The sequence below is a fragment of the Mycobacterium sp. E1214 genome, assembly GCF_001666755.1.
Lineage (GTDB): Bacteria > Actinomycetota > Actinomycetes > Mycobacteriales > Mycobacteriaceae > Mycobacterium.
The window spans coordinates 35,546-49,733 of the sequence record NZ_LZJC01000021.1 but is presented as its reverse complement, the minus strand read 5'-3'; the positions used below and the strand labels follow the sequence as shown (position 1 = coordinate 49,733).

The following is a 14,188-nucleotide window of genomic DNA, read 5'->3' as shown; positions in this document are numbered from 1 at the left end:
AGCACCGCCCGCCGCCCCGGGCCCGTTTGGCGCGCCCGGTCGAGGGGTGCCCCACCGCCCGGCCGGCCGCGCCGAACCGGTCGGACAGGTGGCGGCTACGCGCTAGTGGCATGATCTTTGCGTGTCAGACATCACGCGGACCGAGTCGACGCGGACGGGTGGCGGCCCGGTTCGTTGCGCTCGATTAGGTCATCGAACTATAGTCTGGACACATGTCCAGTTTGCTGTCGCGGGGTTCGGGAGTCCGTTGACCGCGACGAAGTCGGCGCCATCGCGCGGTCATTCTCCAGCAAAGAAGAGTTGAGTATGCGAATTGCCCTGCTGTCCTACCGTAGTAAAACCCATTGCGGCGGACAGGGCGTCTACGTGCGCCATCTCAGCCACGGTCTGGTGGAACTGGGTCACGACGTCGAGGTGTTCTCCGGTCAGCCCTATCCCGACCTGCTCGACCCGCGGGTGCGCCTCACCGAGGTGCCGAGCCTCGACCTCTACCGCGAACCCGACCCGTTCCGGGTGCCCCGGCCGGGCGAGATCCGTGACTCCATCGACCTGCGCGAACTGCTGACCACGTGGACGGCGGGCTTCCCCGAACCGCGGACGTTCACCCTGCGCGCCGCCCGGCTGCTCGCCGACCGGGTCGCCGACTTCGACGTCGTGCACGACAACCAGTCGCTGGGCACCGGCCTGCTGCGGCTCGCCGGCGCGGGCCTGCCGGTGGTGGCCACGGTGCACCACCCGATCACCCGGGACCGGGTGCTGGACCTGGCGGCCGCACCCTGGTGGCGAAAACCGTTGGTGCGCCGCTGGTATGGCTTCCTGGCGATGCAGCAGCAAGTGGCCCGCCAGATCCCCGACCTGCTGACCGTGTCGTCGTCGTCGGCCGCCGACATCGTCAGCGACTTCGGCGTGGCGCCCGACCAGCTGCATGTGGTGCCGTTAGGTGTCAACACCGAGCTGTTCAAGCCGGGCTCGGGCCCGCGGCAGCCCGGCCGCGTCATCGCCATCGCCAGCGCCGACACCCCGCTCAAGGGCGTCCGCACCCTGCTGCACGCCGTGGCCCGGCTGCGCACCCGCCGCGACCTGGAGTTGCGGCTGGTGGCCAAGGTCGAACCCAACGGACCCACCCACAAGCTCATCGCCGAGCTCGGCATCTCCGACATCGTCCACGTCACCAGCGGGCTGTCGGACGCCGAGCTGGCCGGGCTGCTGGCGTCCGCCGAGGTCGCCTGCATTCCCTCGCTCTACGAAGGCTTTTCGCTGCCCGCGGTCGAGGCGATGGCCAGCGGAACCCCGATCGTCGCGAGCCGGGTGGGCGCGCTGCCGGAGGTCCTCGGGACCGACGGCGCCTGCGCCGAGCTGGTGCCGCCCGCCGACGTCGACGCGTTGACCGGGGCGCTCGGCGCGCTGCTCGACTCCCCGGAGAAGCGGCGCAGCCTCGGCCGGGCCGGCCGCGCCCGCGCGGTCAGCGTGTTCAGCTGGTCGGCGGTCGCCGCGCAGACCGTCGGCGTCTACGAGAGGGCGATCGCCCGCGGCGCGTCGCGCGGCGCCAGCGTCGGCGCGCAGGGCCACGCGCCGTGCTGACCGTCGATTTCGACCGGTTGCGGATCGGCCCGTCGAGCAAGGTCATCGACGTGGGCTGTGGCGCCGGCCGGCACGCCTTCGAGGCCTACCGCCGCGGCGCCGACGTCGTCGCCTTCGACCAGGACGCGGCCGAGCTGCGCAACGTGGACGCCATCCTGCGCGCGATGGGCGAGAACGGCGAGGCGCCCGCCGGCGCGTCGGCGACGGTCGTCGTCGGTGATGCCCTCCAATTGCCCTACGCTGACCAGACTTTCGACTGCGTCATCGCCTCGGAGATCCTGGAACACGTGCCGCAGGACGACGCCGCGATCGCCGAGCTGATCCGGGTGCTCAAGGTGGGCGGGACGCTGGCGGTCAGCGTGCCGCGCTGGCTGCCCGAGCGGATCTGCTGGCTGCTGTCCGACGAATACCACAGCAACGAGGGCGGCCACGTCCGCATTTACCGGGCCGACGAGTTGCGGGGCAAGATCGCCGGCGCCGGGATGGACTTGACGCACACCCACCACGCGCACGCCCTGCACTCCCCGTTCTGGTGGCTGAAATGCGCTGTGGGGGTGTCGAATACCGAGCATCGCGCGGTCACCACCTACCACAAGTTGCTGGTGTGGGACCTGATGCAGCGGCCGAGGATCACCCAGCTGGCCGAGTCGGTGCTCAATCCCCTGGTGGGCAAGAGCGTGGCGATGTACTTCGTGAAAAAGCCTGTGGCGCAGGACGCGACGACGCCGGGGTATTCAGTTGCGTCGGTCTGAGGCGCCGGCAGTTCCGGGCGTGCTGACCCCCGGGCAATGCCGGCAGACCGCGCGGTCCATCGCGGCCACGCAGGAGCCCTCCGGCGCCATCCCGTGGTCCGAGGGCGGGCACACCGACCCGTGGGACCACGTCGAGTGCGCGATGGCGCTCACCGCGGCCGGGTTGCTCGAGCCCGCGCGGGCGGCGTTCGAATGGAGCCGGCGCACCCAGCGGCCTGACGGCTCTTGGCCCATCCAGCTACGTGCCAGCGTCATCGAGGACGCCAACAGCGACAGCAACTTCTGCGCCTACATCGCCACCGGCGTGTGGCACCACGTCCTGGTCACCAACGACGCGGCGTTCGGCCACGACATGTGGCCCGTCGTGCGCAAGGCGATCGACTTTGTCATCGACCTGCAGACCGGGTACGGCGAAATCGGTTGGGCGCGAAGCGAAGCGGGGCCGCTCACGGAGGCACTGCTGACCGGGTGTGCCAGCGTGTTCCACAGCATCCGCTGCGCCCTGGCGCTGGCCGCCTTCGTCGGGGATCCGCAACCGGAATGGGAGTTGGCGTTGGGACGGCTGGGACACGCCATCGCCGCCCATCCCGAGGCGTTCAACGAGAAGGACCGCTACTCGATGGACTGGTACTACCCCATCCTCGGCGGTGCGCTGCGCGGTGCGGCCGCGACCGCGCGCATCACGCAGCGCTGGAACGACTTCGTCGTCGACGGCCTGGGCATCCGGTGCGTGAGCGACCGACCGTGGGTCACCGGCGCGGAGACCTGCGAGCTGGTCATGGCCCTGGACGCCCTCGGGCAACGGTCGGTGGCGCACCAGCAGTTCGCCGCCATGCAACACCTGCGCGAGGACGACGGCTCGTACTGGACCGGGCTGGTGTTCGCCGACGGCAAGCGGTGGCCCGAGGAACGCACCACCTGGACCGGCGCCGCGATGATCCTGGCCGCCGACGCCCTGTCCGACACCACCGGAGCCGCGGGCCTGTTCCGCGGCGAGGCGCTGCCGCTGGGCCTGCAGACCGACTTCGACTGCGAGTGCGTCGCCACCGGCCGCTGACACAGCGTGCGACGACATCGAGGCGGGCGCGTTAGCTGAGAGTGCCGCCGACATGACGGCGATCCCGGATCAGATCCGCTAGACCCGGTCCCCCGGCTGCCCGCCGACGCGCTGCAGCACCCGCAACGATCCGGTGGCCGACACCTCTCGGAATTGCCCGGAATCCACGGCGCGGCAGTAGATGTAGTAGGGCGGCCGACCACCGTCCTTGGGATCCGGGAAGACGTCGTGGATGATCAGCGCCCCGCCCGGGGCCACCCATTTCGCCCAGCCCTCGAAGTCCTGAGTCGCGGCGGCTTCGCTGTGACCGCCGTCGATGAACAGCAAGTCCAGCGGCGTCCGCCAGGCGCGCGCCACGATCGGGGACTTGCCGACCACGGCGACGACGTGCTCGTCCAGCGCCGCGGCGTCGAGCGCACGGCGGAACACCGGCAGCGTGTCGAAGAGGCCGGTGACCTCGTCGACCAGCGAGGCGTCGTGGAATTCCCAACCCGCCTGGTGTTCCTCGGAGCCGTGGTGATGGTCGACCGTGAACAGCACGCTGTCGGTCTGCTGCGCGGCGGCCCCCAGCAGCAGCGTGGATTTCCCGCAGTACGTACCGATTTCGACGCCGACGCCGCCGCGCAGGTAGCGCAGCGCGGCGTCGTGCAGCGCCCGCCCCTCGTCGGCGGGCATGAAGCCCCGCACCTGCTCGGCGAGCGCGAAGAGCTTCTCGGTGGAATTGGTGTCGGTATGCGTCACACCGTGAACCTATCGGGCGGTGCGGGCGCGCCGGCTGGCCGGGTTGGTGGCGGCCCGGCGATCGACTCAGGCGACCGTTTGCTACCCCGCCACGGTTCCCCAGCGGCGGCGTCACGGGCGTTTTACGATCGGGGGCGTGCCCGGGCGCGACGTACTGGTGATGGCCGTGGCGGTGGCCGCGACGGCCACCGGGCTCGCGGCGTGCCCGGTCCCGCCGCGGGCCGCGGCCGCGCGCTGCCCGCCGGTGCAGGTCGTGTTCGCCCGCGGCCGCTACGAGTCGCCCGGACCGGGCGTGCTCGGCAACGCGTTCATCGGCGCGCTGCGCGGCAAGGTATCCAAGAGCGTCGGCGCCTACGCCGTGCGCTATCCCGCCGACACCGAGGTGGACGTCGGCGCCAACGACATGAGCCACCACATTCAGGACATGATCGCCGACTGCCCGGACACCCGGTTGGTGCTGGGCGGCTATTCGCTGGGCGCGGCCGTCACCGACGTGGTGCTCGCGGTGCCGTTCTCCGCGTTAGGTTTCGACAGTCCCCTGCCGCCCGGCGCCGATCAGCACGTCGCCGCCGTCGCGTTGTTCGGCAACGGCAGCCAATGGGTGGGGCCCATCACGAACTTCAACCCCACCTACAACGACCGGACCATCGAGCTGTGCCACGGCGCCGACCCAGTGTGCAATCCGGCCGATCCGAACACCTGGCAGGACAACTGGCCGCAGCACCTCGCGAGCGCCTACGTCGATGCCGGCATGGCCAACCAGGCCGCCGACTTCGTCGCCGGCAAGCTCTGAACCCCGCACCCTGGCCGGCGCGGTCACCGTTTATCCCGGCGCGTTCGGGTACTAGGTACAGATGCCCGTGGAGCACCCGTCACCCACCCCTGCCGTGCCGGACGACCCGATTGTCGACCTCAGGTCCGCGCTGGCCCGGCTGGCGCGCCACCGCGGTCAGCTGATCGAGACCGACCACCGCATCGACCCGATCGGTGAGTTGGCCGGGGTCTACCGCCGTGTCGGTGCCGGCGGCACCGTCGAACGCCCCACTCGCATCGGGCCGGCCATGATGTTCAACGACGTCACCGGTTTCCCCGGCTGGCGGGTGCTCGTCGGGGTCATGGCCAGCCGCAAGCGGGTGGGCATCCTGTTGGAGTCCCCGCCCGACCGGCTCACCCAACGGATGGCCGAGGCCTACGACAAGGCGCTCGCTCCAACGGGTTTCACCGGTAACCAGGTGCCGTGTCAACAGGTGGTGCACCGCGCCGAGGACCCCGACTTCGACCTGCGCACGCTGCTGCCGGCACCCACCAACACCGACCAGGACGCGGGCCCGTACTTCTGCCTCGGCCTGGTGCTGGGCAGCGACCCCGAGCTGGGTACCGACGTCACCATTCACCGGTTGTGCGTGCAAAACCGCGACGAGATGACCATCTTCTTCGCGCCGGGCCGCCACATCGATGAGTTCCGGCAGCGCGCGGAGGCCGACGGCCGCGGCTTCGCGATCACCGTCAACATGGGCTTGGACCCGGCGATCCTGCTCAGCGCCTCGTTCGAGGCGCCCACGACGCCGCTGGGTTACAACGAACTCGCCATCGCGGGCGGCCTGCGCGGCAAACCGGTCGAGCTCGTCGACGGCGTCACGGTGGAGCAGAAAGCGATCGCCTCGGCCGAGGTCGTCGTCGAGGGCTACATCATCCCGGGCGAACGTCAGGCGGAGGACCAGAACACCCACACCGGGCGGGCCATGCCCGAATTTCCCGGCTACCACGGGCCGGCCAACCCGGCGCTACCCGTCATCAAGGTCACCGCGGTCACCACGCGCACCGATCCCATCCTGCAAACCCTGGTCGGTCCCGGTGAGGAGCATGTCAGCCTCGCCGGAATCCCCACCGAGGCAAGCATTTTCAATGCCCTGCAGGACGCCTTGCCCGGCTTGGTGAACGACGTCTATGCACACAGCGCGGGCGGCGGCAAGTTCCTGGCCGTCCTCAGGTGCACGAAGACGGGTGTCGCCGACGACGGCCGCGTCCGCCAAGCCGCGCTGGTGGCGCTGGGGGTGTACCGGGAGCTGAAGAACGTCATCCTGGTCGACGCCGACGTCGATCTGTTCGACACCGACGATGTGTTGTGGGCGATGCAGACCCGCATGCAGGGCGACCGCGACATCCTCACCGTCCCCGGCGTGTCGGGCCACGTGCTCGACCCCAGCCAGCAACCCGAATACGACCCCACGCTGCCGGCCAAGGGCACCACCTGCAAGACCATCTACGACGCCACCGCGCCCTACCGGATGAAAGCCCAGTTCGAGCGGGCCCACTTTCGTGACGTCGACCCCCGCCCGTACGCGCCCGACCTGGACTTGGAGTATCCCTGATGAACCAGCCCGACCAGCCCGGCCGCCTCATCGTCGGTGTCACCGGCGCGACCGGCATCGTCTACGGCGCACGCGCTCTCGATGTCCTGCGCAGCGTCGGCGTCGAGACGCACCTCATCGTCACCCGCGCCGGGCATCTGACCCGCGCCTACGAGACCGACTTGAGCCGCGAGGATCTCGAGGCCCGCGCCGACCACGTCTACAACGTCAACGACGTCGGCGCCCCGATGTCGTCGGGGTCGTTCTTGACCCGTGGCATGCTCATCGCCCCGGCCTCGATGCGCAGCGTCGGTGAGATCGCCACCGGCGTGTCCAGCTCGCTGCTGTCCCGCGCCGCCGATGTCGTGCTGAAGGAACGCCGCCGCTTGGTGCTGATGGTGCGCGATGCACCGTTCAACCTCATCCACCTGCGCAACATGGCCACCATCACCGAAGCTGGCGGCACCATCTTTCCGCCGGTGCCGGCGTTCTACTTCCGGCCCCACAGCATCGAGGACATTGTCGACCATTCCGTCGGGCGGGCCCTCGACCAAATCGGCATCCATACCGACGTCTTCCCGCGCTGGGACGACGCCTTGCGCCAGGCGGTCATGCAAAACGGGACCGAACAGACCCCGGCGGGGCATGCCTAGCGCAGGTTGGTGGGGTTGAGGTCCTCGGGCATCTGCTGCCCGGCGTCCTCGTAGGCCTTCTTGATCGCCGCCATCGCCGGCGCGCCGTAGTCCCGCTTCTTGGCGATCACCGTCTGGTAGCTCGTGCGCAGCGGATCGAGGTGGCCCCGGAATTCGGGAATCACGTATCGGCCCATCAATTCGTAACTGCGCAAAGTGTTTTCGCGGTCGGCCCAGTCACCCGCGAGCACCAGGAAGCCACCGAACCCGCCGGTGGCGCTCTGTAGCCGATGCAGCGCTTCGATCATGTCGTCGGGCGTGCCGACGATCGCGGCGTCCTCCTCGATCTCCTGCTCCAGCGTGTAGTCGTTCTTCAACCCGGCCACCCGCTTGAAGTAACCGACCCGCTCGGCCTCCCGGCCCTCGCGCACTTCGGCTTTCGCCTGCTCCCGGGTGTTGGCCAGGTGGGCGCGGATCACCAGCCGCCACTCCTCACGCCGCAGTTGCTTGCCGCTCTCGGCGGCGGCCTTCTCCCCCAGCGCCCAGTGCGCGGCCAGATCCTTCTTGCCGCCGATGAGGCCGGCGCCCAACGACAGCACGCCCACCCCGTGCGTGCCCGCGGCCACCATGCCCGACGGCGAGGTGCTCGAGGCGACCGCGATCGGCATCGCACCGTTGACCGGAAGCAGTTGCAGGCGGGCCTCTTCCAGCGTGAACCAGTCGCTGTGGTGGGTGACCGTCTCACCGGCGAGCAGACGCGTGATCACCCCGAGCGCCTCGTTCATCCGCGGCCGCTGGGTCACCGGGTCGATGCCCATCATCGTCGCGTCGGAGATCAAGGCGCCAGGCCCGACGCCCAGCATGGCCCGGCCGTGGGTGAGGTAGTCGAGTTGCACGAACCGGTCGGCCACCATCATCGGATGGTGGTAGGGCAGGCTGACCACCCCCGAGCCGAGCCGGATCCGCCGGGTTCGTTGCCCGGCCGCCGCCAGGAACACGGCCGGGTCGGCGATGTTCTCCCACGCGGCCGAGTGGTGCTCACCGACCCAGGCCTCGTCGAATCCCCACCGGTCGCACCACTCGATCAGTTCGAGGTCGCGCTCGTAGGTGGTCAGCGGGCTCTCCCGCACGGGGTGATAGGGCGCGATGAAGGTTCCGAAACGCAGCATGCCGATCAGCTCCTATGCTCTACGTCAACGTTCATGTTCAACGGAGGGTGGCTCATGCTCGACGCGTACCGCACCATCGACGTCGCCGTCGACGCCGCGACGGGCGTCGCGGTACTGACGCTGAACCGCCCGGACAAGGCCAACGCCGTCGACGACGTGATGCACTCGGAACTGTCCACCGTCTTCGCCGCGGCCCAGGACGACCCTCGGGTGCGGGCCGTCGTGCTGACCGGGGCGGGCCGGGCCTTCTCTGCCGGCGGTGACGAATCCGGCGACCGTCGGTACGTGACGGCGACCGGGCGCACGCCGATCGAGGAGGCGCGCCACATCGTCGACGACATCGTCGGGTTGACCAAGCCGATGATCGCCGCGGTCAACGGGCATGCGATCGGGTTGGGCGCGGTGCTGGCAACGCTGGCCGACGTCTCGTACATGTCGGAAGCGGCGAAGCTGGGAGACCTGCACGTACACGCCGCCCTGCCCGCGGGCAACGGCGCCGCCGCGATCTGGCCGCTGCTGGTCGGCCTCAACCGGGCGAAGCTGCTCCTGATGGCCGGGGAACTGCTCACCGCGGCGGAGGCGGAGCGCTTCGGGCTGATTACCCGGGTCGTAGCGCCGGCCGACGCGCTGCCGTCGGCGATAGCGATGGCGGAGCGGCTCGCGGCGCTGGCGCCGCAGGCCGTCCAGGGCACCAAGGCGGCGGTCAATCGGTTGCTCGCGGCGGCCTGCGGCGCGGTCCTGCCGCTGTCGCTGGCGCTGGAGGCGGCCGCCATGGACCACGACGACTTTCGCGCCGCGATGGCGAAACTGGGCCGCACGTGAGGTCGCATCATCACGGACGTTAAGTGCCGACGGCAGGTTTGTCAACGTCAACGTTCACGTTGATAAATCGATTAAGCCTCAGGTCAGGCCGGTCGATACCGTAGATTGGCTGCAACGTTCACCCCCGCATCTCGAGGAGCCCGCCGATTCCCGCCGCACGTCAGCCGAGCGACAACGCTCGTCGCCGCGAGGAGCGACGCAACGCCGACCGCCGCTCCTCCAACGAGCGGTGGCAGGCCATCCTCAAAGGCGCGGCGGAGGTTTTTCGCCGGGAGGGTTTCGCCCGGGCGCGGCTCGAGGACGTGGCCATGGAGGTGGGCATCAACCGGGCCTCGCTGTACTACTACGTCGGCACCAAAGAGGAACTGCTCGTCGCGCTCATCGAACAACCGGCCTACGAGATGACCCGGCATTGCCAGGAGGCCCTCGATTCCGCGGAGCCGGCCGACGCCAAGCTGCGCCGAGCCCTGCGGGCCTACATCGAGGACCTCGCGACCTACCCCGAGTTGTTCTTGCTGTTCGGCGAGAGCCAGCACTTCGCGACGATCCCCGAGGCGCGGGGCATCGTCGACAACGCCGACGCCTACGGCAAGACGCTGCTGGCGATCATCGAAGAGGGCGTGGCCGCCAAGGCCTTTCGCGCCGACGTGGATCCGCGGCTCGCGATGCTGGGCATCCTGGGCATGCACAACTGGATTCACCGGTGGTATGTGCCGGGCGGGCGCAACTCGCTGGCCGAGATCGGCGACGCCTTCGCGGCGCTGGTGCTCGCCGGCCTGCGCCCCTGAGTTTCGCCGACTGTACGCAATCCGGAATTCGACGGCCGCGCGAGCTGCGTTGACGGCGCAACCAGGCCTGGGATTGAATGCAATCATGCCACGCCTGACGCCCATCCCCCGCGGCGAAGTCACCGACGACTTCACCCGCTCCATGTACGACTTCATGTTCGGCGATCGCGATCCGGTGGCCGAACCCGGCGCGGTCGGCGGCACCCCCGGCAACTGGTGGACCGTGATGGCGCAATCCCCCGCCGCGCTGCGCCACGCCGTGCGGGGCTTCCGGTTGTACCGCCAAGAGGTGAGCATCCGGCCCGACCACCGCGAACTCGGGCAGATCCGCGCGGGCTGGGTCGTGGGTAGCCAATTCGTCTTTTCCCAGCACTGCAAGGCCTGCCGGTCGGCGGGACTGTCCGAGGAGAAAATCCAGGCCATCCCGTCGTGGCAGACCGCGGACTGCTTCGATCACACCGAACGCCTGCTGCTCGCCTACGCCGATTGCCTTGCGGGACAACAGGGTCGGGTGCCCGAGCAGTTGTTCTCCCAGCTCCGGGAAGTCTTCACCGACACCGAGATCCTCGAATTCACCTACACCACCACCATGTACGTCATGCACGCGATCATGTCCCGCGCGCTGCGGCTGGAATTCGACGACGTCGACGACCCCGTGGTGGAGGTGGCCGACCCGGAGGGCGGCGGCGTCCTCGACATCGGGGCCGCGACGTCCGGGCGCGACTGACGTGGCCGAAATGGACGGCCGGGCGCAGCTGGCCTACCGACTCATCCGGCTCGGGATCGCCGAGGGCGACTTCGAGCCGGGCTCGCGCCTGGTCGAACAGCGCATCGGCGAGATGTTCTCGCTGTCCCGCACCCCGGTGCGAGAAGCGTTGCGTGCGTTGGCCGCCGATGGATTGGTCACGATCGAGCGCAACCGCGGCGCCATCGTGGCGACGATGTCCGAGACCGACATCCGCGACCAGTACGAGTTGCGCGCGCGGCTGGAGGCGCTGGCGGCCGAGCGCGCCGCGTCCCGGATGGGTGCCGAGGGCGTCGCCGCGCTCGACGCCGCCATCGCCGACTTCGACGAGGGCATCGAGCTGATGTCGAGCGGTTCACTCGACGTCGGCCTGCGGCGAATCACCGCGGCCAACAGCGCCTTTCATCAAGCCGTGGTCGCGGGGGCCCAGCATCGGCGACTGTCGGCGTTGCTGGAGCACGCCGTCGACATTCCCCTGGTGTATCAAGTGTTTCGTCATCAGACCCGGGCCGAGCGCGAGCGGTCCAATCTGTTCCATCGCATGGTGCGTGACGCGATCGCGGCCAACGACCCGCAGCGCGCGGCCGCGCTGATGGCCGAACACATCCTGCAAGGCCGCGATTCGCTGCTGGCGTTGCACGCGCGGCGCAACCGCGACACCGAGACCCACGCTTCGTGACGGTCAGCGGGCGGTTCCGGTTGGACGGCCGGGTCGCGGTGGTCACGGGCGCGACCTCGGAGCTGGGCGTGGCGATCGCCCGCGCGCTCGGCGGCGCCGGCGCCCGGATCGCGCTGGCCGGCCGGCGCCCCGACGACGTCGAGGCGCGCTGCGCCGCCCTGCGCGACGGCGGCGTCGACGCGGCGGCGTTTCGCGTAGACGTCGCCCAGCCCGAATCCTGCACCGCCGCAACGCGAGAGGTTGTGGAGCGGTTCGGTGCTGTCGATGTGCTGATCAACAACGCCGGCGTGGGCACCGCCGCGCCGGCGACCCGCGAGGATCCCGACCAATTCAGGCGCACCCTCGAGGTCAATCTCATGGGCGCGTACTGGATGAGCCAGGCCTGTGGGCGGGTGATGCGGCCCGGCTCCGCCGTGGTGATGATCAGCAGCATCCTGGGTTTGACGACGACGACTCTGCCGCAGGCGGGATACGTGTCGAGCAAGGCCGGGTTGTTGGGGCTTACCCGGGACCTGGCCCGGCAATGGACCGGCCGCAAGGGAATTCGCGTCAACGCCGTCGCGCCGGGTTTCTTGTCCACCGGCCTGGCCACGCTCACGCCCGACGGCTTCAATGACGACTTCGTGGCCGGCCGGGTGCCCGCGGCCCGGCTGGGCGAACCCGACGAGGTCGCCGCCGCGGTCCTGTTTCTGGCCAGCCCGGCCGCGTCATTCGTCAGCGGCGCGGTGCTGCCCGTCGACGGCGGCGCCCTGATCACCTGACCGGCGCGCGGACAACAGGCCGCCCAAATGGTCGAGCACCCGAGGATCGATCAACGCCGGCTCGTACAACAGCTCGGGCGGAAAATACAGCACGATTTCGTCGATGCCGACCTGCTCCCAGGCCGCCACCCAGTCGTCGAACGCCTGCACCGAGGACCAGATGGGGTCCGGCGTGGTCGCCGGGCTGCCGGCCAGGATCTGCCGCCGCACGGTGGCGGGGTCGCGGCCGCAGTCGGCGCAGAACTCGTCGAGGGCGTCGCCGCGGTCCCTGGTGGCGCGGATCAGCTCATGCGAGGACAGGCCCCACCCGCCGAACGAGCTCCAGATGTCGCCGAACCGCGCGACCAGCCGCAGGCTCGAACGCGCATGAGCGGCGACGCACAGCGGCGGTCGCGGCCGCTGAACCGGCGCGGGCCGCAGACGCACACCCTCGGCGCGGTAGTGCGCGCCGGCGAAGTCGACGGGATCGGCGCGCAGCAATGCATCGATCAACTCGACGGCCTCCGCGAACCGCTCGACGCGCTCGTCGCGGGGCCACCGATCGCCGCCCACCAGCGCGTGGTCGGTCGGCGCATAACCGGCTCCGAGGCCCAGCTGCAGGCGACCGCCCGACATCGCCTCGATGGTCGCGGCCTGCCGCGCCAACACCGCCGGGTGACGCAGGATGACGTTGGACACCAACGGCCCCAACAGGATTCGGCGGGTACAAGTGGCCAGCCCGGCCAGCGTGGTGAACGCCTCGAACCAGTTGGAGCGGGGTGCCTGGGGGTTGGCGCCGTGGTCGTCGATCCAGAGGCTGCGAAAGCCGAGCTCTTCGGCGTGTTCGCAGCGGTCCACCAGCGTGGCCCACGGGGCGTTCGGGAAGAGCAGCGCCCCGAAGTCGGTCACCGGCCGGCGGGCAGGGTCTCGGTCTGAACCTGTTCGCGTTCGGCGCGGCGGCGCGCGTCCCGCTCGTCGAGAAACTGCTGAGTGGCCCCGACGATCGCATTGGTGATGTTGCCCATCAGCGTCTCACGATGGAAGATCGTCCAGTCCCGGCTGCGTTCCAACGGCTCGAGGGAATCCTGGAACACCGGCATGACGTAGCGGCTGATCAATTCGTAGGACCGCAGCGTGGCCTCCCGGTTGGCCCACTCGTGCGCCATCAACAGGTAGGTTCCGAAACCGCCGGATTGCTTGTGCAGACGACGCAGTTGCTCGACGGCCATCTCCGGGGTCCCGATCACCCCGACGCCGGTGTCGTTGACCGCGGCCACGATGTCCTCGCCCGGGTCGAAGTCGCCCAGAATCGGGATGGCGCCGACGTTTTGGAAGTAATCGACCCATTGCGCCAGTCCGGCCTCGACATCGCGGCGGGCCTGCTCTTCGGTCTCGGCGATGTGCATGGGCCCGCACAACCGCCAGCCCTCGCGGCTCACGGTGTTGCCATGTGCGGCGGCCGTTTCGGTCGCGGTGCGCCAGTTGCGGGCCAGCGCGTCGAACGCCTTCGCCTGCGTCGCCGCGATCGAAAGCAGGCCGATGCCGAACTTGCCGGCTGCCACCGGGCCGGAGGGTGACGCCGTCACCGCCACGCTGACCTCGATGGTGGGCTTGCTGTAGGGCCGCAGTTGCAACCGGGCGTCGCGCAACGTGAACCAATCGGTCTCCCGGGACACCGGGGCCTCGTCGCGCCATAACTCGAGGACCGCCTCCAGCGACTCGAGCATCATGTCGCGCTGTCGTGTCGTCTCGATGCCCATCATGTACGCGTCGCCGGGCAGCGCACCGGGACCGACGCCGACGATCAACCGGCCGCGGGTCAGATGGTCCAGCTGCACCATGCGATCGGCGAACATGAAGGGGTGGTGGTAGGGCAGGGATGCCACCCCGGTGCCGAGGCGGATGCGCTTGGTCCGCGCGGCGGCCGTGGCGATCATCAGGTCCGGTGCGCCGATGATCTCGGTGCCACCGGAATGGTGTTCGCCGAACCAGGCCTCCTCGTAACCCAGGTCCTCGACGGCCTCGACGAGTTGCAGGTCCCGCTCGAGTGCGAGCGTCGGGTTGTCGCCCACCATGTGGTACGGGGCGATGAACACACCAAAGCGCATGGGCCTGAATCTACGTCTACGTT

At 69.6% G+C, this 14,188-nt stretch carries 15 protein-coding genes; 11 read left to right on the top strand and 4 right to left on the bottom strand.

Translation table 11 applies throughout. From position 1 onward, the window contains the following. Positions 1-306: 306 nt before the first annotated feature. Genes A5700_RS02710 through A5700_RS02700 form a run of 3 tightly spaced genes read left to right on the top strand, consistent with a single transcriptional unit; the run spans position 307 to position 3,390 of the window. Positions 307-1,581 (top strand): glycosyltransferase family 4 protein, encoded by a 1,275-nt coding sequence (locus tag A5700_RS02710; RefSeq protein ID WP_068204418.1) that lies wholly within the window; start codon positions 307-309, stop codon positions 1,579-1,581. Beyond that, the gene (locus tag A5700_RS02705) at positions 1,575-2,333 is read left to right on the top strand and encodes a class I SAM-dependent methyltransferase (RefSeq protein WP_068074217.1); all 759 of its coding nucleotides are present in this window, start codon (positions 1,575-1,577) and stop codon (positions 2,331-2,333) included. The genes A5700_RS02710 and A5700_RS02705 overlap by 7 nt, the downstream gene beginning before the upstream one ends. Beyond that, positions 2,320-3,390 carry a prenyltransferase gene (locus A5700_RS02700; protein ID WP_068074218.1) on the top strand — a complete coding sequence of 357 codons (1,071 nt, stop codon included), beginning with the start codon at positions 2,320-2,322 and terminating at the stop codon, positions 3,388-3,390. The genes A5700_RS02705 and A5700_RS02700 overlap by 14 nt, the downstream gene beginning before the upstream one ends. Before the next feature lie 78 nt (positions 3,391-3,468). On the opposite strand, the gene A5700_RS02695 is transcribed toward A5700_RS02700, so the two are convergent. Next, positions 3,469-4,065 carry a class I SAM-dependent methyltransferase gene (locus tag A5700_RS02695; RefSeq protein WP_156671051.1) on the bottom strand — a complete coding sequence of 199 codons (597 nt, stop codon included), beginning with the start codon at positions 4,063-4,065 and terminating at the stop codon, positions 3,469-3,471. A 226-nt stretch (positions 4,066-4,291) separates the two neighbouring features. Between A5700_RS02695 and A5700_RS02690 the strand changes: the two genes are divergently transcribed. From A5700_RS02690 to A5700_RS02680, 3 genes are all read left to right on the top strand, one after another. Then, a complete protein-coding gene (locus A5700_RS02690) occupies positions 4,292-4,924 on the top strand; it encodes a cutinase family protein (protein WP_068204439.1) in 633 nt (210 codons plus the stop codon). Between the two features lie 61 nt (positions 4,925-4,985). After that, complete coding sequence (locus A5700_RS02685) at positions 4,986-6,503, top strand: UbiD family decarboxylase (protein WP_068074222.1); 1,518 nt, start codon at positions 4,986-4,988, stop codon at positions 6,501-6,503. Further along, entirely contained in the window at positions 6,503-7,135 is a 633-nt protein-coding gene (locus A5700_RS02680; RefSeq protein ID WP_068074223.1) for a UbiX family flavin prenyltransferase, read from the top strand. Before A5700_RS02685 ends, A5700_RS02680 begins: the two co-directional genes overlap by 1 nt. Here the strand turns inward: A5700_RS02680 and A5700_RS02675 are convergent. Then, complete coding sequence (locus tag A5700_RS02675; RefSeq protein ID WP_082960653.1) at positions 7,132-8,283, bottom strand: LLM class flavin-dependent oxidoreductase; 1,152 nt, start codon at positions 8,281-8,283, stop codon at positions 7,132-7,134. The genes A5700_RS02680 and A5700_RS02675 overlap by 4 nt on opposite strands. A gap of 54 nt (positions 8,284-8,337) precedes the next feature. On the opposite strand from A5700_RS02675, the gene A5700_RS02670 reads away from it, so the two are divergent. From A5700_RS02670 to A5700_RS02650, 5 genes are all read left to right on the top strand, one after another. Continuing rightward, positions 8,338-9,105, top strand: coding sequence for an enoyl-CoA hydratase/isomerase family protein (locus A5700_RS02670; RefSeq protein ID WP_068074315.1), 768 nt, complete (start codon positions 8,338-8,340; stop codon positions 9,103-9,105). 239 nt (positions 9,106-9,344) lie between these two features. Next, on the top strand, positions 9,345-9,893 hold the full coding sequence (locus tag A5700_RS02665; protein ID WP_068074231.1) for a TetR/AcrR family transcriptional regulator: 549 nt from the start codon (positions 9,345-9,347) through the stop codon (positions 9,891-9,893). An 85-nt stretch (positions 9,894-9,978) separates the two neighbouring features. After that, positions 9,979-10,620 carry a carboxymuconolactone decarboxylase family protein gene (locus tag A5700_RS02660; protein ID WP_068074232.1) on the top strand — a complete coding sequence of 214 codons (642 nt, stop codon included), beginning with the start codon at positions 9,979-9,981 and terminating at the stop codon, positions 10,618-10,620. Between the two features lie 10 nt (positions 10,621-10,630). After that, positions 10,631-11,317: a GntR family transcriptional regulator gene (locus tag A5700_RS02655; protein WP_068204436.1), complete on the top strand. Its 687-nt coding sequence runs from the start codon at positions 10,631-10,633 to the stop codon at positions 11,315-11,317. After that, complete coding sequence (locus tag A5700_RS02650) at positions 11,314-12,078, top strand: SDR family NAD(P)-dependent oxidoreductase (RefSeq protein WP_068074234.1); 765 nt, start codon at positions 11,314-11,316, stop codon at positions 12,076-12,078. Before A5700_RS02655 ends, A5700_RS02650 begins: the two co-directional genes overlap by 4 nt. Here A5700_RS02650 and A5700_RS02645 read toward each other — a convergent pair. Both A5700_RS02645 and A5700_RS02640 read right to left on the bottom strand, forming a co-directional pair. Next, positions 12,025-12,966, bottom strand: a complete 942-nt coding sequence (locus A5700_RS02645) for an LLM class flavin-dependent oxidoreductase (RefSeq protein ID WP_068074235.1) — start codon at positions 12,964-12,966, stop codon at positions 12,025-12,027. The two genes, A5700_RS02650 and A5700_RS02645, sit on opposite strands and share 54 nt — an antisense overlap. Continuing rightward, the gene (locus tag A5700_RS02640; RefSeq protein WP_068074237.1) at positions 12,963-14,165 is read right to left on the bottom strand and encodes an LLM class flavin-dependent oxidoreductase; all 1,203 of its coding nucleotides are present in this window, start codon (positions 14,163-14,165) and stop codon (positions 12,963-12,965) included. Before A5700_RS02640 ends, A5700_RS02645 begins: the two co-directional genes overlap by 4 nt. Between the last annotated feature and the right edge of the window lie 23 nt (positions 14,166-14,188).